Source organism: Nostoc sp., assembly GCF_036917555.1.
GTDB lineage: Bacteria > Cyanobacteriota > Cyanobacteriia > Cyanobacteriales > Nostocaceae > Nostoc.
On the sequence record NZ_JBALDD010000053.1, the window covers coordinates 59,933 to 82,372 of the forward strand.

Below are 22,440 nucleotides of genomic sequence, written 5' to 3' on the forward strand. Positions count from 1 at the left end.
ACCAAGTATTATGTATAATTACAATCCCTTAGACTGCCTACCTTCATCGGCGGAATTACCAGATTCTGATGATACCCCTGTGGATAACGAACTACAAATATTAATTCCTAATTTATTGTTAGCCATCTTAGCCTCGATTTGGCAAACCCGTGATGACTGGTTTTTCGGTATCAACATGGGAATTTACTATACACCATTACAACCTGCTATAGTCCCCGATGGGTTTTTGAGTTTAGGTGTTGAACGTTTTGTTGGAGAAAACGGACGTTCTAGTTACGTTTTCTGGGAAGAAGAAGGGATTACGCCCATTTTAGCTTTAGAGGTGGTTTCTCAAACCTACAATGGCGAATATGAACAAAAGAAAATAGACTATGCTCAATTAGGCATCTTATATTATGTGATTTATGCACCAACGCGGCTACGTCGTAAGCGTCAACGTTTAGAAGTTTATCGCTTAGTTGAAGGTAACTATATTTTACAACTCGGCGATCAAATTTGGATGCCAGAAATTGGTTTAGGGATTGGACGAGAACAGGGTACTTATCAAGGAAGAACACGAGAATGGCTATTTTGGTATGACCAAGATGGTAACAGATACCAAACTCCAGAAGAAATAAACGTACAACAGCAACAACAGCTAGAACAAACTCAGCAGCAGCTTCAAGAACTTTTAGCCAGATTACAACAACAAGGAATTGACCCAAATTTACTATGAACTATCCCTGGCTTAGAGGTTGTCTGAGAAGTATCAAATATTTGTTGATCCCCCCTAACCCACGCCACTTGCTCCACTTGGGGAGACCCCAAGTGGAGCAAGTGGCTCCCCTTAAAAAGGGGGGATAAGAGTCTTAAAGTCCCCCAATTTATCGGGGGATTTAGGGGGATCTTCAAGGGTTAGGTGTATACAAAAAAACTTTTCAGACATCCTCTCAAGCAAATTTTAACAGAGTATCAAACGATACCTTCACAAGTTACTGTTGTTGATGTGGATGAAGTGTTAATGTTTGATGATGAGAGAAATCAATATTTGTGGTTCAATATTGGTTGGAAACAAGGGAAAAGAGTTAAAGGAATTTCTGTCTATATTCGCATTAAAAATGAAAAAATTTACATTGAAGAAGATTTGACTGAAGAAGGAATTGCAACTGAGTTAATGCGTTTAAATGTTCCTGCTAGTGATATTGTCTTGGCTTTTCAGCCTCCAGAAGTGAGGAAATACACTGAGTTTGCAACGGTTTAAAGCAGCAAAGCAGACTCAAATTTAAGGAGGGTTAGGGAGAATCAAACCTTAACCCAAGTGCATTTGCAAATAATTAACTACGATTATCTATCTGAGCGCGTTGCAAACTTCCAGAGAAGTCAACATAGACACTTTTCCATTCTGTGAAAACATCCATTGCAGTAGTTCCAGCTTCGCGGTGTCCGTTACCGGTTTGTTTCACACCACCAAAGGGCAAGTGTACCTCTGCGCCAATAGTCGGGCCGTTAATATAGGTGATACCTGCTTCGATGTCGCGCATAGCAGTAAAAGCCCGATTGATATCGCGGGTGTAAACTGAAGAAGAAAGACCATAATTGCTATCATTGAGAATTGCGATCGCTTCCTCAAAGGAGCTAACCTCAATTAATGCCACCACTGGCCCAAATATCTCTTCACGAGCAACTCGCATATCAGGAGTTACATCATCCAAAATAGTTGGTTGAAAGAAGTAACCGTTTTTCAATGAAGCTTCACTGGCAATTTCCCCACCAATTAAAACCTTTGCTCCTTCCTCACGGGCGATATCCAAATACTTGCTCACCTGTTGGAGTTGCTTTTCATTGACTATCGGCCCAATATCTGTATCAGAGTCGGTGCCAGCACCCAAGCGTAACTTACTAGTACGCTCATAAAGCATAGCGGTAAATTTTTCCTTGATATCACGATGCAAAATCAGCCGACTGGTGGCCGTACAACGTTGCCCAGTTGTCCCAAAAGCTCCCCACACTGCACCATCAAGAGCAAGTTCTAAATCGGCATCTTCCATCACCACTTGAGCGTTTTTACCACCCATTTCCAAACAGACACGCTTGTGAGTCCGTCCGCAAGTCGCGCCGACAAAAGCACCTGTTTCTGAAGAACCAGTAAACGATACTAAATCTACATTGGGATGCTCAACTAAAGCTTTCCCCGCCTCTTCTCCCACACCATGCACCAAGTTAATTACTCCTGGTGGTAAACCTGCTTGTTGAAAAATTTCAATCAATTTAGTTGCACAGGCAGAAGTATCTTCGGCAGGTTTGAGGATGACTGTATTGCCACACACCAAGGCTGGCATAGCTTTCCAGCAAGGAATTGCCACTGGGAAATTCCAGGGAGTAATTAAAGCACAGACTCCGATGGGCATCCGCACAGTCATGGCGAATTTATTGGACATTTCCGAGGGTGTGGTTTGCCCAAATAGTCGCCGTCCTTCGCCAGCGCTGTAAAAGGCGCAATCAATACCTTCTTGGACATCTCCCCTAGCTTCCGTCAAGGGTTTACCCATTTCCCGACTGATTAATTGAGCAAGTTCTTCTTTATGCTGGAGCAATATTTCTCCAACGCGAAAGATGTATTCTGCCCTCGCTGGGGCTGGGACTTTGCGCCAACTGCGGTAGGCTTTACGGGCGGCGGCTACTGCTGTATCTACATCTTTAACTTGAGAACGGGGAAATGTGGCCACCACTTCGGTTTTATCGGCAGGGTTGTGACGCTCCAGGGTTGTTTCCCCAACAGCACTCAACCATTGACCATCTATATAATTGCGGCAAGATAGCGGAGTTGTCATTTTGAAAATCTCCGGCTGATGATCCACTGAAACTTGTGTATTAAGTTTGCTTGCTTTCTAGTTTGGCGTCAAGGCTCTGTTTTTTAGGCGTAAACGTTGTCAGTCTTTCTTAAAGTAGAATGCACACCAATACCGTTCGGTTAAGGAATTTTTTGGTTGAGGTAGGCTGTTCTTGGCAGGGAGAGAAGAATTGCTGAAGATAACCCTCTTTCCTCCCCTGCCTCCTAAAATTGGGAGAAGGGGAGACAATTCCAAAGTTCCTCTGGCAAGCTTGCCAGAGGGATTTAGGTTAAAAGCTCATTGATTCATGCAAGAAGTTTAATGTTTCTTTCACATCCCAAGCTGTGACTTATTTTACACCTGCAATACATTATTACTAATCTAGTTTAAGGCTAAGTGACTAATCATTAACAATGACACGCTGCCCTGTGAAGGTGAACCGAAACGGCTCACCTTCACCTACAGGCTCGTTTTCATCTAAAGGATTTTTAGTCAAATCGAAAGTACGAACTTCAAATGTTCCTTCCACTGTCTGAGTCATTCGATTAAATCTGAAACGATAATCGGCTCTACCAGTAGTGATAGAGGCTGTGCTTTCTGGAGCTGGGAAATTGAAGTTCAATGAAGTAGCGGTAATTTCTCCCGATTTGTTAAACTTCCAGACACCTCGGCCATCAGTGAAACGATTGTTGGGGAAAGACTGAGCAGCGATAGGCACACCCTTTGTGCCACCTTGGTTTGAGTCAATAGCGAAAAAGTTGCCGTCTTCAGTCAGTGTAATCACTCTACGTCCCACAAATTTGCCATTGAGGAAGGTAGACAAGATATATGTCCCGACGACAAATTTGTCATTATAACCTTGTTGAAAAAAATTTGAGTCTTTTACGGATTGAGCCATTGCCTGACTTGGGCAAAGATAGGGTGTTGATAAAGCACAAACTGTTAAGATGGTAAAAATTTTACGAATTGACATAACTCACCTTTATTTGATGCCGTTAGCAGAACGCCAATACCCCCACAGGAGAACCAGAACCACCACGTAACCTCAGAACTGCGATCACTAGAGTAGTACCTTTAGGTGGCAGTTGATCCAAATTTGTCAGATTCTCCAACACAATGCGCGGTTTTTCCAATACCAAGCGGTTAATCGCAAAACTGTTATCCTGTCCTGGGTCTACACCATGAGTATCAATTCCTACCCCAATTATTTGCCGTTCATTGAGTAAAAATTGAGTGGCATCGCTGCCAAATCCTGGAAAGTGGGGAATCCCTTGAGCATCATGATTGAGGAATGCACTTTTATCCAACCACTTTTTTTGCCAACCAGTATTCAGTATAACTACGCAGCCACCAGAAATTTCTCCGTATTCTGCTTCCCAAGCCAAAACATCAGTAATAGTCAGAGCATAATCAGGATTAACTGCTGTAGCTTGGCAAACATTTATGACCACCGCAGGTACAACCAAAGACTGGGCTGGGTATTGGTCAATTCCCACAGCAGAACTATGAAAACTATTAGGGGCGTTGATATGGGTAGCAGTATGTTCCCCCAAAGAGAAACGCCGCAGGTAATAGCCATCATTATTTAGTTCTGCCACAGTTTCAAATTCTACTGTGGGATCTCCAGACCATTGGGGAATATCTACGTCAATTACATGACTTAGGTGGATAACACGTGTGTAGGTGATACTATTTTGACTTTGGGGTTGTATCATCCCAGCCTTCTATTTTATTTGTACTCAGGGATTTTTTTGTCAGGTGCGTAGGTGCAGTTCACTGTGTACATTATCTCGGTTGGCTACGCCTACGCAAAGATAGTACTACCATTACAACTTTTTTCAAACCTAATTCCCTATACTTGAAGAAATAATCCCCCCAATTCCTGTAAATTTTAGGTTATTGAGGGGGTTCAAATGTTGCAGCAAAAAGTGAGTTGATCTTAGTTAACAACTATTAGGTTAATTTTTGATTAAGCTTAGATTAAGATTAGATATCTCCAGAAATTAAATACGTGTTATCCAGAACCCCTGTAGAGATGTAGCAGTGCTACGTTTCTACATTTTTTTCACTTATATCTCTATTGTGTGATATCTACGTTGAGGGCTCTTGCTTTAGTGGAATCACCACAACAAACTCGGCACCTTCTCCTGGTGCTGAAATACACTGGATCTTTCCACCGTGTTTTTGGACTATAATTTGGTAGCTAATTGATAATCCCATACCCGTGCCCTTACCCACAGGTTTTGTAGTGAAGAACGGGTCAAATAGGCGTTTGCGTACTTCCTCAGTCATGCCTGGGCCATTGTCAGCAATTCTAATGATTACATGGTCTTCTTGAATGAGGCTGCGAATGCGAATTTGTGGAAAAGTCATTTGTCCTTGGGAAGCAGTGTGTTGGACGGGTTTCCCGGCTTGTTCGCTCTTAGCGTTCCCGAAGGGTAGCAACTGCCGTTCATTTGTCTTTTGTTTAGTATTGTTTACTAATGACATAGGTGCTTCACCTTCCTGCAAGGTATGACTATTGATATAGGCGCTTCGCCTTCTTGCAAGATATGACTCTTCTAAAGCATCGATCGCATTTGTCAACAAATTCATAAACACCTGATTCATCTGTCCAGCGTGACAGACTACTGGTGGTAAATTGCCGTAGTCTCGGATTACTTGGATTTCGGGATGTCCTGGTTTGGCCTTTAGGCGATTTTGCAACAGTAGCAAGGTGCTATCCATCCCTTCATGAATATCCACTGCCTTGATACCGTCTTCATCAAGGCGAGAAAAATTGCGTAAAGATAGGACAATCTGCCGAATGCGTTCGGCTCCCATTTTCATAGACTCCAGGATTTTGGGTAAATCTTGCTTGAGAAAGTCTAAATCAATGGTATTGATTTGTCGATCAATCTCTGGTGTTGGTGGGTAGTAGCTCTGTTGATAAAGTTCTACTAAGTGCAGCAAATCCTTAGTATATTCATGGGCGTGGCTAATATTGCCGTAGATGAAATTAACCGGATTATTGATTTCGTGGGCAATACCTGCAACCAATTGTCCTAAACTGGACATTTTTTCAGTTTGAATCAGTTGCGCTTGGGTTTGTTGAAGTTCTAGCAGTGTTGCTTCTAGTTGCTGGGCTTTATCTTGAGCAGTTTGGGCAGTGATGCGACTTTGGGTGTAAAGTTTAGCTTGGTCAATAGCGATCGCTAGTTGAACTGTAACTGCTTGTAGTAATTCTACTTCGTTGTCCAGCCAAGGCCGCAACCCACTACAATAACCACAGCTAAATGCACCAATTTCGCCAGATTGGGTGTGTACAGGCAGCGACATAAAGGCAGTGAAACCAAAATCCTGTAAAAACTGCCGTGCTATGGAATTGTCCACAGTCTCGGCATCATCAATACGGATGATTTCTCCCTTCAAAATTTTGGTTGCAATTAGTTTGATTTCGGCATTAGTTGCTTCTTGCTGATTAAGCAGACAGGGTAAAAAGGAACTTTTCGCCTCATATACTCTTTCCCAGTAGGATAGATCAGCGTCTTGTCGATACCAAAAGAAGACGCAGCGATCGATCTGGAATAAGTTATGAATCTCCTGCACTGCGGTTTCTACAATGTGATTGAGATCCAAAGAACCTCGAATCTGACTAGAAAGACGATTGAGTAATGTTTCCCGCTGGACGCTTTCTCTGAGTGCAACTTCTGCTTGTTTACGGTCAGTGGTGTCATAGCAAATACCAACGAAGTACAAAATATTGCCATTAGCGTCTTTAATAGCAGATGAGTTGCTTGTATGCCATCGCCAATTACCATTTTTGTGTTTAACTCGATATTCAATTGCCTCTTGTTTCTTGCCTGTTGTCAAAATTCTTTGGAAATAATCGGCACAGATATGCACATCGTCAGGATGTATAAAGGGAATAAAAGATTTGCCTTCAACCTCTGCAATCTCATGCCCAAAAATCTCAGTCCAGTTAGGAGAAACGTAAGAAAATATCCCTTCAAGTGTCAGCGCAAAAATAACGTTATTGGCATTTTCCACAATGCTGCGGAACTTGGCATCACTTTCTATTAAGGCTGCTTGGATGTTGTCGCTGGTGTCGCGGATCAGAACTATGATTTGCTGGTCTAGTAATGGTAATAATCTAGCTTCAAAATTATTATTTTCTTCTGGTAACAGTAACGTATATTCAAAACTGATTAAAGATTGAGTTTCAAGTACTTGATTTATTGCTTGATGGAAGCGATCGCCTACAGCAGTCGGTAAGCATTCTTGCAAACTTTTGCCCTGACAATCTCCTGGTGGAATATACAGACTCTCCATCTTCCCTGGCTTGTAATCCAGAATACTTCCATCAGCATCAAGGCGAAAGTATGAATCAGGAAGTACTTGCAAAATCGCTGCGAATTCTGATGTTTTTTGGCGTAACTGTGCTTCAACTGCTTGTCGTTTGCTAATTTCAGCTTGCAGTTGCTCTAATGCTTTTGCTAATTGTGTTGCCCGATCTCTATCTGTAATTTTACGTAGGTTGTGAGAGGAATTTGTAGATAGCAAGCAGCTTTCTGTTAGGGAAGGTTGATTTATCCCTATCGGCACTTCTGTTAGATCGATACAATAACCGATGTAACCGACAAAGCTACCATCTGCTGCAAATCGTGGCGCGGCTGTATCTAAAATCCAGCGATATTCGCCATCAACTGCACGCAGGCGATATTGTCTTTGGAAGGAATTATGCGTCGCAAATGCTCTCTGGTATATATCTTCGCATCGTTGTGTATCTTCTGGATGGACGCTGCAAGTCCAAATATTTCCTATTTCCTCTTCTGGCGCAGATGCAGACGCAGTTTTTGTTAGATGTGTTCCAGTAAATTTCAGCCAATTAGAATTGAAGTAACAGTAAAGTGCATTGCATCCAGACATCCAAATCATCAGAGGAGCAATATCCGCCTGCTGGCAAAATACTTTTTCATCCTGTTGTATTTCTTCCTCTTCAACTATGATTTCTTTAACGTAGCTCTGCACCTTTTTAGAAAACACTTTTGCCTGCCTGCTCTGCCTAAATTATTAAGGTAATATGCTGAAAATACAATTTCTTAATATATGGATATAATCTTGTTTCTGCCAACTTGTTAACGATCTTAATACTTTATTTATTTTTATATATGCAGCAATTCCTCTTTTTCTGTAAATAAATTGAAAAAATGCTGAAGTTATCATTAAGATTAACTTCAGCATTTTTGGTGAAAATTAAACTATCCAAGTGTCAAGGAAGTTGTTTAACTTTGCTTCTTCTTAAAATCACTTATAAATTCATCTTAACTATGTGATTGCATTGCTCAGAAACCTAATTTAGCTTTACGGAAACTATTTGATTTTTGAATATCTGAGGTGTCTATATCTCCGACTTCTTTAAGAAGTCGGGGATCTAACTTTTCACGAATGATTTACGACTGCTATATAACGGTTCCCGCATAGGTAAGCTGTAAGCTACAGAGAGAAATAATTAACCACAGATGAACACAGGTAGGTTAGCACAGCTATGCTATCCTACCTGTGTACCTTACTCAAATGAAAATCGCTACAAGTATAACTTAAATGGTAATGAAATCCATTGCAGTAATCAAACTTGAATTGGCAGCCGTCAAGGATGCCAGAGTTTCAGTACCGAACTTAATCAGGGTATTCCACTAGCAGGGGTAGATATAGCCTAGCTGATATAAGTGGCATTCCTAATCTGACAGTAAATTTCCCCAAAAATAGATTAAATCAAGATAAAATCGGCTGAAGTCAGCAGACTAGAATTCACGCCATTGAGGGTTGCCAACAACTCATTGTTACTCGTCAAACGAATTAACGTATTACTACCAGAAGCAACTACCGTGAGTTGTCCAAAGCTTAAACTCGACAAACCCACTAAATCAGTGCCATCTTGAAAATCGGTAATCGTGTCGCGACCTTCGCCGCTAGTGAAAACAAAGACATCAGCACCAGTCCCTCCGATGAGTTGATCGTTACCCAGACCCCCTCTGAGAGTATCATTGCCAGACCCCCCCGTAAGTTGGTCATTTCCGCCTAAACCGAATAGACTATCATTATCATTGCCACCAGAGACATTATCACTTGCGGCACCCCCGGTAAAGGTATCGTTGCCACCTCCTAAATCAACCACAGCATTGCCATAAGTTCCCAAGAGAGTGACAGTATCATTGCCATCTTGGGGGGTATTACTCACGGGTTCATCTCCCTTCATATTCAGGAAGAAGCCACTCTTATTCATGGTGACGGTGATGCTATCGTCTCCATAGCCTCCCGTAATCTTGCCATCAGAACGAGGTGCCGTACTGGGATTGTTGTCATTATCCCAAGTGGCTGCGAAAGTGACTGTAATCGTGTCGTTTCCTGTACCACCATGCGCCCCTAAAATGCCATCAGGGTCAGTAATCGTATCATTGTCACCGCCACCAAACATCAGATCCAAGTTCCCTAATCCACCATTGATGGTATCATTCCCTGCCTTTCCTTCCAGGTAATCATCGCCAGCATTGCCATTGATGATGTTAGCAGAGGCTGTACCAAGGAGGTTATCATTGGCTGAACTCCCTTCGAGATTGAGTGGATTAATACTGAGGCTGACGGTAGCGGCATTACTGATTGCCCCTGCTGTATCTTTAATCGTGTAGCTAAAGCTATCAGCACCGGAGAAATTGAGATTAGCTTTGTAGGTGAAGGTACCATCAGTATTCTGAGTGACAGTGCCGTTGCTAGGGTTAGTGAAACTGTTGATGGCGAGGATGTCACCGATATCGGGGTCAGTGTCGTTGGCCAGAATGGGAATGACTATAGATTGCCCTTCTACGACTGTAGCCGTATCAGGGTTGGCAACAGGAGGTAAGTTATCATTGCTGACTCCATTGATGGTGATGTTGATGACTTGATTAGCAGTGCCGTCAATTGAAGAAACAGTAAAGGTTTCGGTTTTGCTTTGAGCTGTGTTGAGATATTGTACGTCACTGTTGGCTACGGTATAGGTGTAAGTTCCTGTATTGGTAATACTCAGACTACCTAAGTTACCTGCTGTTGAGGTGACGATGGTACTAAATTGGTTTTGTCCGGCATCGACATCATTAACGTTAAGTGTACCTATCGCTGTGAGGTTAGGATTACTATCATCTTCGGTGACTGAAGCTGTTGCCGTACCTGTGATGGTGGCAACATCGTTAGCGCCATTAATCGTGATGGTAATGTCTTGTGTGTTAGTACCACCCAAACCATCATTAGCCGTAATCACATAGGTGAGAGTGAGGGTTTGACCGACAGCAAGGTAGTTGAAGGCTTCCGTGCCAGAGTTGAAGTTCCAGGTGAACTGACTCCCGGTAGTTGTATTAGTATCTACTACGCTGGGAAGGGTTAAGTAAGTTAAAAGTGTGGCATTGTTTGGCACTAGCCCAGTGGTATTACCAGAGGCGGTGAGGGATGAAACTGCAACTGTTACCACATCCTTAACATCAGGATCAGTGAGGGTGAGGGTACCATTGGCAGTCAGCCCGGCATTGGTTTCGGTAACAGAGGCTGAGGCACTGCCGCCAGGATTTATCCTGATAACAGGAGGCTGGTTGTTGATGTAGTACAAAAGCGTGCCGTAATTTTCTCCAACAACGGCATCGAGGTCACCATCACCATCGATATCGGCTAACGTGGGTGCGCTATTATACCCTACATCAATGCCATTGAAGGGGTTGCTGCTGTCCGTTTGCTGAGTGTATTGGGGGTTGGTGGCACTGCCCGTATTTTTGTAGTACAAAAGCGTGCCATTATTTTCTCCAACAACGGCATCGAGGTCGCCATCACCATCGATATCGGCTAACGTGGGTACGCTCTTAAAATCCACATCAATGCCATTGAAAGGGTTGCTGCTGTCGGTTTGCGGAGCGTATTGGGGGTTGGTGGCACTGCCCGTATTTTTGTAGTACAAAAGCGTGCCATAATCTTCTCCAACAACGGCATCGAGGTCGCCATCACCATCGATATCAGCAAAGGTAGGTTTGCTATACCACCCCACATCAATGCCATTAAAGGGGTTGCTGCTGCTGGTTTGCTGAGTGTATTGGGGGTTGGTAGCACTGCCCGTATTTTTGTAGTACCTGAGCGTACCGTACCGTTCTCCAACAACGGCATCGAGGTCGCCATCACCATCAATATCAGCAAACCCACCTTTGCTGAAAAGCCCCACATCAATGCCATTGAAGGGGTTGCTGCTGGTTTGCTGAGTGTATTGGGGGTTGGTGGCACTGCCCATATTTTTGTAGTACCTGAGCGTGCCGTAGAATTCTCCAACAACGGCATCGAGGTCACCATCACCATCGATATCGGCTAGCGTGGGTGCGCTATTATACCCTACATCAATGCCATTGAAGGGGTTGCTGCTGCCGATTTGAGGTACAAAAGCCATAATAATTGGTTTCCTTTGGTAAACAATTGCTTTTGAGAAGTCAAGACACAATTGATTGGATCTCTACAGAGGTGAATGGCTAGCAGTAGCCATTCACCAAGACTTTGAGCGCAGTTCGCCAGGTTTCGCTCTTTTGAGATGAGCTTGTCGCTAGCAGTTCTCCAGGAGGCTTTTCGAGTTGCCAGCTCAACTTCAAAAGCAACGCCTCAAGGGTAGAGGTAGTCAGGTCGAGCTGGTACACCACTTGCAACTGCTGAGTTCCCTGTTGTGCCAGTTCCTGCTGCAAATAGTCAACCAGGCGTGTCCCAATCCCTTGCTGGCGATACTCTGGCAACACCAGCAACGATAGTAGTTGTGCCGTTTGCTCTGTTAGCCGTTCACATATCGCCATACCCACGATTGCCCCTGCCACTAAGGCAGACACCCCCAACAGTTCGCCTTGCTGGGACTGGGTTTGCCACCGTGTTTGCAAACTAGGGAAAGTCAGGGCATCGTACTTAAGCATGTTGCCAGGATTGAGGTGGTAAACGCGCTGGTATTTGATGGAAATTGGGGAATGGGGCATTGGGCATTGGGGAGCCACTGCGGTCTTGGGGTCTCCCCAAGTGGAGCAAGTGGCGTCATTGGGCATTGAGGAAAGACTTGTAGCAAATTCTTCTTTGCCCCTCTGCTCTCCTGCCTCCTCCCCCCTCGGCAACCCCGCCACAGGTGCTTTCGCCCCGATACTAGGACGTTTAACGGTGGGTTTAGTAATCACAATGCCGCCAGAACCGGGGAAAGTAATCAGGCGTTCAATATCATCTTTTTGCAAACCCAACGCTTGGGGTTGACGCACACCAGGCAGAACTACCACATCAAACAGTTCTTCGACCACACCATCCAGGTGCAGCCAATGGACGATTTCGCCAGTGGTGATGTCAATCACCATCAGTCCGCAATGGGCGACATTACCCTCCTTTGCTAGTCGAGTTTCTAAGGCTAGTCCGCTAAAGGGACGCGATCGCAGTTTCGATAAACCCACGACGGCATACTTGTCCCAAAATGCCAGCCCCCGCCCGAACCCAGGACAAAAGGTTAACGGCACGAATTTACCCGCCTCGATATACCCCAACTCCCCTGTGCCAGCGTTAAGCAGCCACAGCTTACCCCTATACCAACGCGGGGAGTGGGGCATGGATAACCCGGTGGCGATGATGTCGTTAGTTTGCACATCGATGACAACCCCACCTTTAATCCGGTGGTCACGCCATCCAACGGCGGTGTCGGTGGTACTACAAGCTGTAACGTATGCTGGTTTACCCTCGCGCATTGCTAACCCGTTGAGATGGCAACGGTCTTCAGCTGCCAACTTCGAGATAAACGGCGGTTGCCACAGGGGTACAAAACTGTAGTCGTTGCTGATGGTGGCGAGGCAGCTAAAATCTGTATTCACAAATATGAGATTTTCTGCATCATCTAGCACGACATCGTGGACATTCAAATCGCCTGTGGTGTAGGCAGTGCGGGGAATATAAAGGCGATCGCTTTGCTGATAAATTTCCCCTGATGCGAGTAAATTCTCAAAACGCCAAATTTGATAACGTGTGCTAAGATATATACTGTTCTTTGATGCATACATGCCCATTGGTTTGTCAAATAACCGCTCGTGGGCAGCCACTCGTCCTTGGGAATTGCAACCGATGAAAAACAGCCGATTGGTTTGATAGGTAGTGAAAGCGAGGCTAACAAACTGGGTTTGCAACCAGGGTACTAAGTGCGGTGAGCAGGTGATTTCTAATTTGGGCGCACTGGAAAATGAGATGGGGTTACTGCGGGGCAGAAAACTTTCCATACAACAAAAGTTTTAAATTTATCAGTAATTTTTGAGCAAACAAAATACCCTCCATGACCCCTGAATTGAAGTATATGGAGAGAGCGCTCAACTAATTTCTAGTTTTTATTTATCAGTAGTGATGGTAATCTTACGGCTAAATCTTTGGTGCTTGAGGGAACTTTATCAAAATTTCAATAAATAAATATAAATCATCCCTCTAAGGGCATAATCTTAGTTTCTAGGAAAACTCCAAGAATTTACCGCTTCTTTTTATTGCTTATTGCTACAGAAGATTACAGCTACTTCTAATAAAAGAGATGGCGGTGATGTCTTCATAGAAAATTCACAATCTTAAAGATTTTCATCCCAAATCAATATTTATTAGGACTTACGCATTGACAGGAAAGACTAAATATGGAGCATTTGAAAACCACATCTGTTGTAGAGGCACAAGCAATGCTGTGCCCGTAGGGTGCGGGTCTATTTACCATCAATAATTAATAAAAGCCTGAAACGAGCTATTTTGGTAAATTCATACCATGATTAATTTGTAGAGTGCGTGAGTCCTATTTATTTTTTATTTTTTTTAGCAAAACCAGATTTTTCAAAATTGTCTTGATGGGTTAAAGGGGACTAGGGATATTAAGGAGACGCAAGGACTAATGCTCAATACTTCGACGCCGCTCAGTACAAGTGCCCAATGCCCAGTCCCTTTACGTTACGCGAATCGCTGGCGATCGCGTTTTATATGTTATAAAGCTCACAGAAATTAATGTTAGGCGGAAACTACTTTATGGAACCAGATAAACTGGGCCGTTTTAAGGAGTACGGCAAATTCATCCTCCGAAAGATAGATTCTGTGCCGCAGTACCCTTCTAAACAAGAAGATTGGGTTCCAGCTAGTCTTGATGACTGTCTTCTTCGTTTGCGATCGGCTGCCCAGAAAACTGTAGACCTGGCAACTTCGCCTGTGAAAATTGGTGTGATGGGGGAATTTAGTAGTGGAAAAACCTTACTTTTAGGCAGTCTAATTGGATATGCAGATGGTTTGCCAGTCAGTGAAAACCCCACTACAGGTAATGTTACCGCCATACACATTATCCCGCAAGACGATTTTGCAACTACTCAATTAAGTAACTTTACGGTAGAGTATCTTTCTCATGAGGGAGTACACGAGTGTCTACGCTTCATGTTAGGGGAAGCTAATAAACGAACAACAGCAGCAGGGCTTCCTCCGATACCAGTATCAAAACTCAACTCTGGCACAGATATTATTAGCTGGTGTGAAGAAGCATGGAATAGCAGTAACAATTTAGAGCTACGTTATTTACTCCGGGAGTTGGTATTATTTCTGCGGGCTTATCAAGCTTATGGGGAGGTTATGTGTGGTGGGCACTACCAAATTGATGCTACTACCGCCCGTGAGGGGCTACAGCTCGTTGAACAGCCAATGGCAATCCAAACTCTGAAATTTGAGGATTTACCCCCAGTGCATATCCGATTACCAAGTCCACCCCAGAGGCTACCAACAAAGTTATTGCAAAATAGTTTCCCACTTATCCGCCGCGTAGATATCGATGTAAAAATATCACGGGAAATTTGGGATTTTGCAGATGCAGCGAAATTTATTCTCATCGACTTTCCAGGATTGGGGGCTGCTAATTCGGGGGCTAGGGATACCTTTTTGTCATTGCGGGAATTGGCAGAAGTACAGACAATTTTGGTATTGCTAAATGGTAAATCTCCCGGTAGCGATCGCGCCAATAAAATCTTCACGATGATGCAGCAGCAGCGACCGGGACAAGATCTGAAAGATTTAATTCTCGTTGGTGTGGGTCGCTTCGATCAATTACCTCTAGATAGCGAGGGTGGCGAAAGAGAACTCGATCAATTGATTGAAGATGGCTCATATTTGCAGCAAGAAACAGTTTTCCAAAAACTCAAAATTCTGCATACGACTATTGACAGTGCAGAAGCGTTTACAACCCAAAAAGACCGCATCGTTTTACTATCGCCACTGTTGGGATTGGCTGAATTGGCAAAACGTTCTAGTACAGTCAAAGCCGGTTCACCAGAGTTTTTGGCTAACTTAGACTATCCTGATTACCTAGATCGGTCTAAACGGCTACAAGATAAATGGGAACGCTTAAGTAAACATCTGCTAGAATCTGACACCCGTAGCTATTTGGGCAGACAGTTGGGTTACTTTGGTCAAGATGGGGGACTTAGTAAGCTGCGGGAATTGATTCAAACTCACGTAGCTACTCATGGTCTGAAGCAACTGCATGAAGATACTAAAAGAGCTGCTGATGTGGTGAGTCAGCAACAAGATCACTTGAAAGACATCATAGATGAAATTCATGAGCAAGGTATCCCTACAGGTGATAGTCCCGCTTTTATCGAATTGCGTTTTGTGGTCGAAAGCTTAGATAAAATTTACAGAAATTTCCAAAAAGATATCGGGAAAGAACCACTCAAAGACCGGCGTGGTGTTGTTGTCAGCGATATAGTAAAAGACGAACTCACGTTTAGAATCCTCAATTGGAACCAGTGGACTTTACTCTTCAACAAAGCTAATAATGGAGCGATCGCTCTGGCAGAATCTAAAGGTGCAGCCGGGAAATTATTCGATCGGGGAAACCGCGTAAATACTTCCCTTCCGACTAAGAGTGATGATTTTTATCCAGTATTTGAAAAAACCGTTAAAGAAGTAGAAGATTTTGCCCGCGATCGCATTCATCAAGCCCTGGTAGATTTGTTGAACCAATTATCAAATTATATAGCCCCAGAACGCGAACAATTGCAGGCATTTTTCCACCCAGAAATGGAACAAGAAATCGAAGAAAAATTTGGTTTTGAAGATGCGGATCTATTTTACAAATTATTACTAGGATGCGATCCTAACGAATGGAAAGAAGCAATCATCTCGGAAATTACTAGTAAAGATAAAACTGTTGCACCTGAAATTATTTTCCCTCTAGCACGTCAAGACGATAAACACAACGTTGGTCAAATATTTGATTGGGCACCAGAGAAAAGCCAAGGCTTACCCAGATCGAGCAATCACCAACTTTTAGTACTGCGACTGCGAGATGAAATTACTGCTAGCGCCAGCCTCCATCTTGTGCAGTATGTCAGCGAAGTTAATCAGCAAATCAATTCCGAACTAGAAGGCATTTTGGATCAAATTATTCCGAGTCTGCAAAACCTTTCAAAAAAAGAAACTTTGCTGAGATATCTAGCGGCTGGGGAATTGCCATCTGAAATACAAATTCCTACTTGGTTGCAGATTATTTCAGAACTTGCTGCTATTTCTTACTTAGATGATTTGAGATAAGCTAACTCAGAAAGTGACTGATTGCGATCGCTACAGTTATAAGGATGTATTTGTGAGACGTGATGCGATTTTTTATGCAATTTTTAAGCGTGTCCCAGGATTGTTTTTCGAGTTAGTAGAACAGCCACCAGTAGAAGCTGCTAGCTATCGCTTTGAATCAGTTGAAGTTAAAGAACCAACATTTCGGATTGATGGGGTATTTTTACCTCCACCTGATGCAACATCTCAGATGATATTTTTTGCTGAGGTACAATTCCAGAAAGATGAATTACTGTACCATCGCTTTTTCTCAGAGTCGATGCTGTATATGTATCGTAATCCATCGCTTTACGATGACTGGTACGGAGTGATTATTTTACAGTCTCGCAGCTTGGAACCGGAAAAAACCACTATTCACAGATCGCTACTGAACAGTTCCCAAGTACAACGGATTTATTTAGATGAGTTAGGTAGTCCTGATGAGCAAAGAATAGGTATCAGTTTGATGCAGTTGACTATTGCCTCAGAGACTCAAATGGTGCAAGAAGCGAAACGTTTAATTGAGCGGGTGCAACAAGAACAAATAACTGTTTTAGCGAAGGAGGAGATAATAGATGTAATCACAACAATCGCTATTTATAAATTTGCCAACTTAAGTCGTGAAGAGGTAGAGGCAATGTTAGGAGTTAAGTTAGAAGAAACTAGAGTTTATCAAGAAGCTAAACAAGAGGGACGAAAAGAAGGACGAGAAGAGGGACGAGAAGAAGTAAAACTTGAACTTATACCTCAGTTCTTAGCTCGTGGTATGTCGATGGAAGAGGTTGCCCAATTACTTAATTTAACCATCGAACAAGTAAGACTTGCAGCTGAGTAATCACAACCATTACTGTTTATAAATTTGCAAACTTAAGTAGTGAAAAGTAAAAGCGATGTTTGAAATTAAGTTACAAGAAACTAGGGTTTATCGAGAAGCTAAACAAGAGGGATTAGAACTAGGACGACAAGAAGGACTAAAACAAGCACTAGAAAAAGGACAAGAACAAGCAAAACTTGAACTTATACCTCGGTTCTTAGCTTATGGTATTTCTATAGAAGAAGTTGCCCAGTTACTTAATTTAACTATCGAACAAGTCGAACAAGTAAGACTTGCAACTGAGCAAGAATCTTCAACATCAACTCAGTAACTGCCGTAATTTTCATAGCGATCGCCTAGTTTGGGCTACGCCTACGTCCTTTCATATAAAAGCGTAGGCGTAGATATTGCACCAAATAAAAAAGCCAGTGCTAAAGAGAATCAGTGGTACAAGACCAACGATTAACAGTCTTTACCACAACGATTCTTTAAATTTGTAATTTTATGATACAACATTACAGTTTTTAGCTAGCGATAAAACAAACAACAGAAACTGATACTATAATGAACCCTTTCCAACTCAACAAATATAGCGATCAAGAACCAAGCAAGAAACAACAAAAAAGATTTCCGGGATGGTTTGCTTTAGATTTTGGCACGTCGAATTCAACAGTGACACTTTTCGATCCAATTGAAGTACCGATCGCAGAAATTTTACCCAAAGAACAAGAAATGCGGTTGCGCGATCGCTTATCGCAATGGCTAAGTTCTCCCGCCTCAGTTGCCTTACCAGATGTCAGCGCTGATGATTGGGCAAAGTTTATCATAGAAATTAGCAAAAATTTGGAGATAGAACCCAGCCAATTGAGTGAAGTATTTGAGAGTGATAATAAAGAGCGATTTTTGGAAGCAATTCGCCAAATTGAACTTTCTTTAGGAAACAGCGAGAGATTCCGCCGTGCTGTCAGCAAAAAACTTTACCAAATCTATCATGAGGTGTTTCGTGTCCCCACCTTAGAGTCGCAAAATCTGATCCCAGTTGTGTTAGATATCGATCGCCGTGATACAGAAATTCCCAGCGAGTCGGAAATTTCATATTTAGGGGACTTAAAACTACAGATGGGTAGGGAAGCTAGAGATAACCGAAAAAAAGCGATCGCTCAAGGTACAAGCGGTTCTTTAAAGGAAATTATCAGCAGGTTTCACCATTCACCCAAACGCTATTTTGGTCAGGAGCGCTCGTTTTCAGTTATTTTGGATGGTGAAGAAGAAACAATTACTGCTAACCAGTTAATACAATCTGCTTGGGCGCATTTAATCGAGTTAACTGAAGACTACCGCCAACACGCACGACGCAGATTTTCTGAAGGAGATTTTTTAACAGCAGTTGTCACCTACCCAACAGTCGCCCCACCAGTTGTTCGTAAGGAAGTTAGGGAATTAGTTGAGCAGTTGGGAATCGATGATGTGCAAACTGCTTATGATGAAGCCGTTTCTGTGGCAATATTCTTTTTATGGCGAGAATTTGGTGGTAATCTCAACATTGGTATTGAGTCATTCAAAACCCGTTGCCGTCAAGCAGGAAACAAATGGTCACAAAATGTCCTCGTCTTGGATATCGGCGGCGGAACTACAGACTTAGCTTTAATTGAACTGACTTTGGAAGACAAAACCCCAGCTTTTGCTGATTATGAAGACCGGGGTTTAGGAGGACGTTACTATAAACTTACCCCCAAACTATTAGGTTCATCTGGTCATTTACAGCTAGGTGGTGAATTAATTACACTGCGAATTTTTAGATTATTAAAAGTTGCGATCGCAGACTTTTTATTGACAGCAGTAACAATAGGCGATCTTGAAAACGAAAAGTTAGAAGATTTAATTAACTCTGAGTTAAACGAGCGCTTCTTAGAACAAAGCAAATTTAAAAATGGCAGTCTTTTAAAATGTTTAGATAGAGAGAATCCAGAAGGCGATATTGCTTATAAAGATGCCCTAGATACTGCCGAGAAAGTATTACCCACCCGTTGGCAACAAACACCCCAACGCCTGCAATCCTTTTATATTCTCTGGGATCATGCAGAAGCAGCTAAACTAAAACTTGGGCAAAAGCCACCAGCAGAGAATTCTCTATTAACCTTCACACTTTCTGAGCAGCAAATTTCCGAACTGCTTACCCAAAACGCCATTAAATTGCAAGTTAGAGATCCAAATAACATCTGCATTACCCTAGACAACCAGCAATTTGAACGAGCCGCCGCATCTGGAATTAAAGAAGCGATCGGAATTGCCAAAGGATTAATGGAAAGCCGTTTATGTCCCGATGATATTACCAAAGATTCTTGGAATTCCCAAAAAGTTGATTGGTTAATTTTGTCTGGAAAAACTTGTAATTTAGACATAGTGCAGCGCCAAATCTACCAAGAATTTAGTAAATCTCCATATTTTGTCTGGAATCCAGAACGGATTACTTTTGTGTTGGAATTTACCAAGCTAGCCACCTCCGCCGGGGCTTGCTATGCCGAAAAGTTACGAAGATTGAGATTCGATCCAGAAGAGTCTAAAAGCTTGCTGCGTAAGGGAGCCAACCAGCTAGAAATTGATGTCAAAAACCTATTTTATTATTTACCCTGCAACTTCAAACGCAAAACCCAAAGTAACGATTTACTAACTATATTCAAAGCTGGACAAGAACTCTATCAACTCGCACCTTGGGAAACTGTTGCTAAAGTTCGTACTCATTGGCAAGGCACACAATTGACTAATATTATCTACCGTCAGGATTACGAAGAAGGAGATTTACGACTTTGGGGAAGCTTTGACGGTAAAAACCTGATGAATCAACTGGAAATACCAGAAGCAGAGTTTTTGAAAAAAATCAAAGTCCAGTTTGAGATTGACCAAACCCTCGAATTTAACGTATTGCTTTGTCAAGGAAATCCCCATTATTTAATTGACATTCCTGGCATTGATTTAGAATCGGTAATTTCAGAAACTTCAGCCCTATTTGCTGATGGTAAATTAAACTGGAATATTGCTGTGGAACGCTTCAATAAAGACTTAAATGATGGTGATATTGCCGTCAATGTTATTGAGTCAGCAACTGTCGATCAACCAGATGCCTATCATCTTGTGTTTGAAGTCGGAAATGATGGTAGTAAAACGTTTCACAAATTTCATTATTTGCGCGATGGTGTGACGCAACCAGGAATTGGGTTAATTAGTAATCCCTTACCTCCATTCCCACAAACTGGCCAGCACACCTTCTATGTTTATCAAACAGATGCCGAAACCAACAGCAAAAAATGGATAAGAATTGGCGCACTCAGCAAACCAGATGTAACCACAGATTACCCTTGCCAATATCGTGTAACTCTCGATGATCAAGGTATTCTAAGGATGCACGCTGGTGAAGTCCCTTACTGGACATCACAAAATCAAGAATGCCTGAAGCAAGAAGGATGTGTTTACCGTGCTGAATTAGAGTTACAACCTAATGAAGTTGATAAAGAACGCGATCCCTTTTGCGGCATACATTAACTCTTGCATTAAACCTCTACTGTTGAAAAAATTAATATTTTTAAACAAAAAGGGTCGCAGAGGTTTGCCAAGCTTAATTTGCTACGAATCACATACAGGTAATATTTGGAGGTGATATTCATGCAGCACTTGCGTCAATTATTAGAGATAGAAAACTCTGAGTTAGCCCGGTTACTGCGGTTTAGTCTGTATGGACTAGAGGCTAATCTGAATCAGGCTCGTGCAGAATTACCATTAGATCCAGGATCTAAAATATGTGATGAGGTGCTGCAAGAACTTCATAACCTCTTACAACCTGCACCGCCACAGCAAAATACTGGTTGGGAAGATGCGCCAGATGAGTTAAAACTAAATCACCTTCGAGAAGCTTTTAATTCTGACTCAGAACTTAATTATTATTTGGGTAATTCCCAACTGCAAAGCCAAACAGACTCAGATTTGTGGAATGAAATTCAACGTAAACTGCTGCGAGTCCCAGAGGATTTAGCTGCATCTTGGCGATCGCGCACCTTAGATTTAGCTCAAGAAGTTGGTGCGATCGCAGATAATTCTAATCTCTTTCAACTTCCTTTTATCCGCGACGAAATTATCTACCCTGGTCTTAGTGGTACTGTTCAAACCCAGGGATTATGCTTATATCAACAAGCACTTTCAAATCCACTAATTACCCAAGGTAATGCATCCGATTTACCAGCGGCATTCCTATTTTTATATATGAATTTTATCGAAATAGACCCAGATTTACATCATGCTTTAAAAAGCGTTTTTAGCTTCGATGTCATTTCCTTACACTCCAAACCAGAACAGCGCGATCAATATATTGATGCTTTAAGCGATCGCTTCCAACGCACCCAAAAAGCTGAGAAAAACACTGATACTCTGTCAATTCTGCGTGCCTGGATTGACATGGACGAGGCTATACATTCCCTTATTTTTGTACCACCTGCTGAACGCTATTCTTGGTGGGGAAAGCTACAACATGAATCACGGCGTATCCTGAAGAAAATCGCTGATGAAGCTATTAATGCAGGTAATGAAGTGCGAATTCGCCAATTATCAGGACTTTATGCAGATATCTGTGCTTTATCCAAGGATGACTTACAACTAGACTGTGGTGGTATTCCTGGCGAAGTTTTAACTTGTCTTCGAGTATATGCGCGAATTAATCAAGAAGAATCTCCAGGTCGTGTAATATTTCGCTCATCACGCTAGCTGCTAGCAACTTTTCTAATTCTTGAGATTATGAGGTAAGGCAGACAATTTTACAAATCCCCGCCTTGCCTCATAATCTAATGAAGCTAAAAACGTTTAAATCTAAAGGATGCCCCAGAAGTGTAAAATCCCTTGACCAGAAAACACTTCAAGCGCAACAGCAGATAAAAAACCAATCATTGCAAAACGACCGTTCCAGTTTTCGCTCTGAGGAGTGAAGCCCCAGCGCAAAGCATTAGGATCTTCTGAAACTGAAGGCGTAGTCTTCTTAACGTTTGCCATAAAAAATACTCCGAGCTTTTATGTTGTAACAGTTATAACTGCCTGTAAAGTAATGTAACAGAATTTTACGAAAATGCAACATAAACTCAAGATAAAATTCAGTAAGAGATATTACGGGTACGTACTTTTTTGTTGGTAGGTTTGCGATCGCCTAACTTATTTTTCACCAATTTTCTG

At 42.4% G+C, this 22,440-nt stretch carries 14 protein-coding genes; 7 read left to right on the forward strand and 7 right to left on the reverse strand.

Going from position 1 to position 22,440, the window contains the following annotated elements; translation table 11 throughout:
• Positions 1-10: 10 nt before the first annotated feature.
• Both V7K60_RS20610 and V7K60_RS20615 read left to right on the forward strand, forming a co-directional pair.
• A complete protein-coding gene (locus tag V7K60_RS20610; RefSeq protein WP_334927842.1) occupies positions 11-715 on the forward strand; it encodes a Uma2 family endonuclease in 705 nt (234 codons plus the stop codon).
• 183 nt (positions 716-898) lie between these two features.
• A complete protein-coding gene (locus V7K60_RS20615) occupies positions 899-1,240 on the forward strand; it encodes a XisI protein (RefSeq protein ID WP_334927844.1) in 342 nt (113 codons plus the stop codon).
• Positions 1,241-1,313: 73 nt separating this feature from the next.
• Here the strand turns inward: V7K60_RS20615 and V7K60_RS20620 are convergent, their stop codons facing one another.
• From V7K60_RS20620 to V7K60_RS20645, 6 genes are all read right to left on the reverse strand, one after another.
• Entirely contained in the window at positions 1,314-2,810 is a 1,497-nt protein-coding gene (locus V7K60_RS20620; protein WP_334927846.1) for an aldehyde dehydrogenase family protein, read from the reverse strand.
• Positions 2,811-3,210: 400 nt separating this feature from the next.
• Entirely contained in the window at positions 3,211-3,783 is a 573-nt protein-coding gene (locus tag V7K60_RS20625; RefSeq protein WP_334927848.1) for a hypothetical protein, read from the reverse strand.
• 22 nt (positions 3,784-3,805) lie between these two features.
• Complete coding sequence (locus V7K60_RS20630) at positions 3,806-4,525, reverse strand: cyclase family protein (protein ID WP_334927850.1); 720 nt, start codon at positions 4,523-4,525, stop codon at positions 3,806-3,808.
• Positions 4,526-4,901: 376 nt separating this feature from the next.
• Positions 4,902-7,835, reverse strand: a complete 2,934-nt coding sequence (locus tag V7K60_RS20635; RefSeq protein WP_334927852.1) for a PAS domain-containing protein — start codon at positions 7,833-7,835, stop codon at positions 4,902-4,904.
• A 724-nt stretch (positions 7,836-8,559) separates the two neighbouring features.
• Positions 8,560-11,247, reverse strand: coding sequence for a VCBS domain-containing protein (locus V7K60_RS20640; protein ID WP_334927854.1), 2,688 nt, complete (start codon positions 11,245-11,247; stop codon positions 8,560-8,562).
• Positions 11,248-11,326: 79 nt separating this feature from the next.
• On the reverse strand, positions 11,327-13,078 hold the full coding sequence (locus tag V7K60_RS20645; protein ID WP_334927856.1) for a TIGR03032 family protein: 1,752 nt from the start codon (positions 13,076-13,078) through the stop codon (positions 11,327-11,329).
• Positions 13,079-13,853: 775 nt separating this feature from the next.
• Between V7K60_RS20645 and V7K60_RS20650 the strand changes: the two genes are divergently transcribed.
• The 5 genes from V7K60_RS20650 (at position 13,854) to V7K60_RS20670 (ending at position 21,981) form a co-directional block, all read left to right on the forward strand.
• On the forward strand, positions 13,854-16,397 hold the full coding sequence (locus V7K60_RS20650) for a proteasome protein (RefSeq protein WP_334927857.1): 2,544 nt from the start codon (positions 13,854-13,856) through the stop codon (positions 16,395-16,397).
• A gap of 52 nt (positions 16,398-16,449) precedes the next feature.
• A complete protein-coding gene (locus tag V7K60_RS20655; protein ID WP_334927924.1) occupies positions 16,450-17,250 on the forward strand; it encodes an Rpn family recombination-promoting nuclease/putative transposase in 801 nt (266 codons plus the stop codon).
• A 55-nt stretch (positions 17,251-17,305) separates the two neighbouring features.
• Positions 17,306-17,560, forward strand: coding sequence for an aspartate aminotransferase (locus V7K60_RS20660; protein WP_334927859.1), 255 nt, complete (start codon positions 17,306-17,308; stop codon positions 17,558-17,560).
• A 233-nt stretch (positions 17,561-17,793) separates the two neighbouring features.
• Entirely contained in the window at positions 17,794-20,769 is a 2,976-nt protein-coding gene (locus V7K60_RS20665; RefSeq protein ID WP_334927861.1) for a molecular chaperone, read from the forward strand.
• Between the two features lie 120 nt (positions 20,770-20,889).
• Positions 20,890-21,981, forward strand: coding sequence for a hypothetical protein (locus V7K60_RS20670; RefSeq protein ID WP_334927863.1), 1,092 nt, complete (start codon positions 20,890-20,892; stop codon positions 21,979-21,981).
• 102 nt (positions 21,982-22,083) lie between these two features.
• Here V7K60_RS20670 and V7K60_RS20675 read toward each other — a convergent pair whose 3' ends face one another.
• Positions 22,084-22,263, reverse strand: coding sequence for a high light inducible protein (locus tag V7K60_RS20675; RefSeq protein ID WP_104907792.1), 180 nt, complete (start codon positions 22,261-22,263; stop codon positions 22,084-22,086).
• Positions 22,264-22,440 lie beyond the last annotated feature (177 nt).

What these genes read in the sequence shown, in the direction of transcription:
- V7K60_RS20610 (WP_334927842.1), top strand. Translation starts at nt 11, where the DNA reads ATGTATAATTACAATCCCTTAGACTGCCTACCTTCATCGGCGGAATTA.
- V7K60_RS20620 (WP_334927846.1), bottom strand. Translation starts at nt 2,810, where the DNA reads ATGACAACTCCGCTATCTTGCCGCAATTATATAGATGGTCAATGGTTG.
- V7K60_RS20625 (WP_334927848.1), bottom strand. Translation starts at nt 3,783, where the DNA reads ATGTCAATTCGTAAAATTTTTACCATCTTAACAGTTTGTGCTTTATCA.
- V7K60_RS20630 (WP_334927850.1), bottom strand. Translation starts at nt 4,525, where the DNA reads ATGATACAACCCCAAAGTCAAAATAGTATCACCTACACACGTGTTATC.
- V7K60_RS20640 (WP_334927854.1), bottom strand. Translation starts at nt 11,247, where the DNA reads ATGGCTTTTGTACCTCAAATCGGCAGCAGCAACCCCTTCAATGGCATT.
- V7K60_RS20645 (WP_334927856.1), bottom strand. Translation starts at nt 13,078, where the DNA reads ATGGAAAGTTTTCTGCCCCGCAGTAACCCCATCTCATTTTCCAGTGCG.
- V7K60_RS20650 (WP_334927857.1), top strand. Translation starts at nt 13,854, where the DNA reads ATGGAACCAGATAAACTGGGCCGTTTTAAGGAGTACGGCAAATTCATC.
- V7K60_RS20660 (WP_334927859.1), top strand. Translation starts at nt 17,306, where the DNA reads ATGTTTGAAATTAAGTTACAAGAAACTAGGGTTTATCGAGAAGCTAAA.
- V7K60_RS20665 (WP_334927861.1), top strand. Translation starts at nt 17,794, where the DNA reads ATGAACCCTTTCCAACTCAACAAATATAGCGATCAAGAACCAAGCAAG.
- V7K60_RS20670 (WP_334927863.1), top strand. Translation starts at nt 20,890, where the DNA reads ATGCAGCACTTGCGTCAATTATTAGAGATAGAAAACTCTGAGTTAGCC.
- V7K60_RS20675 (WP_104907792.1), bottom strand. Translation starts at nt 22,263, where the DNA reads ATGGCAAACGTTAAGAAGACTACGCCTTCAGTTTCAGAAGATCCTAAT.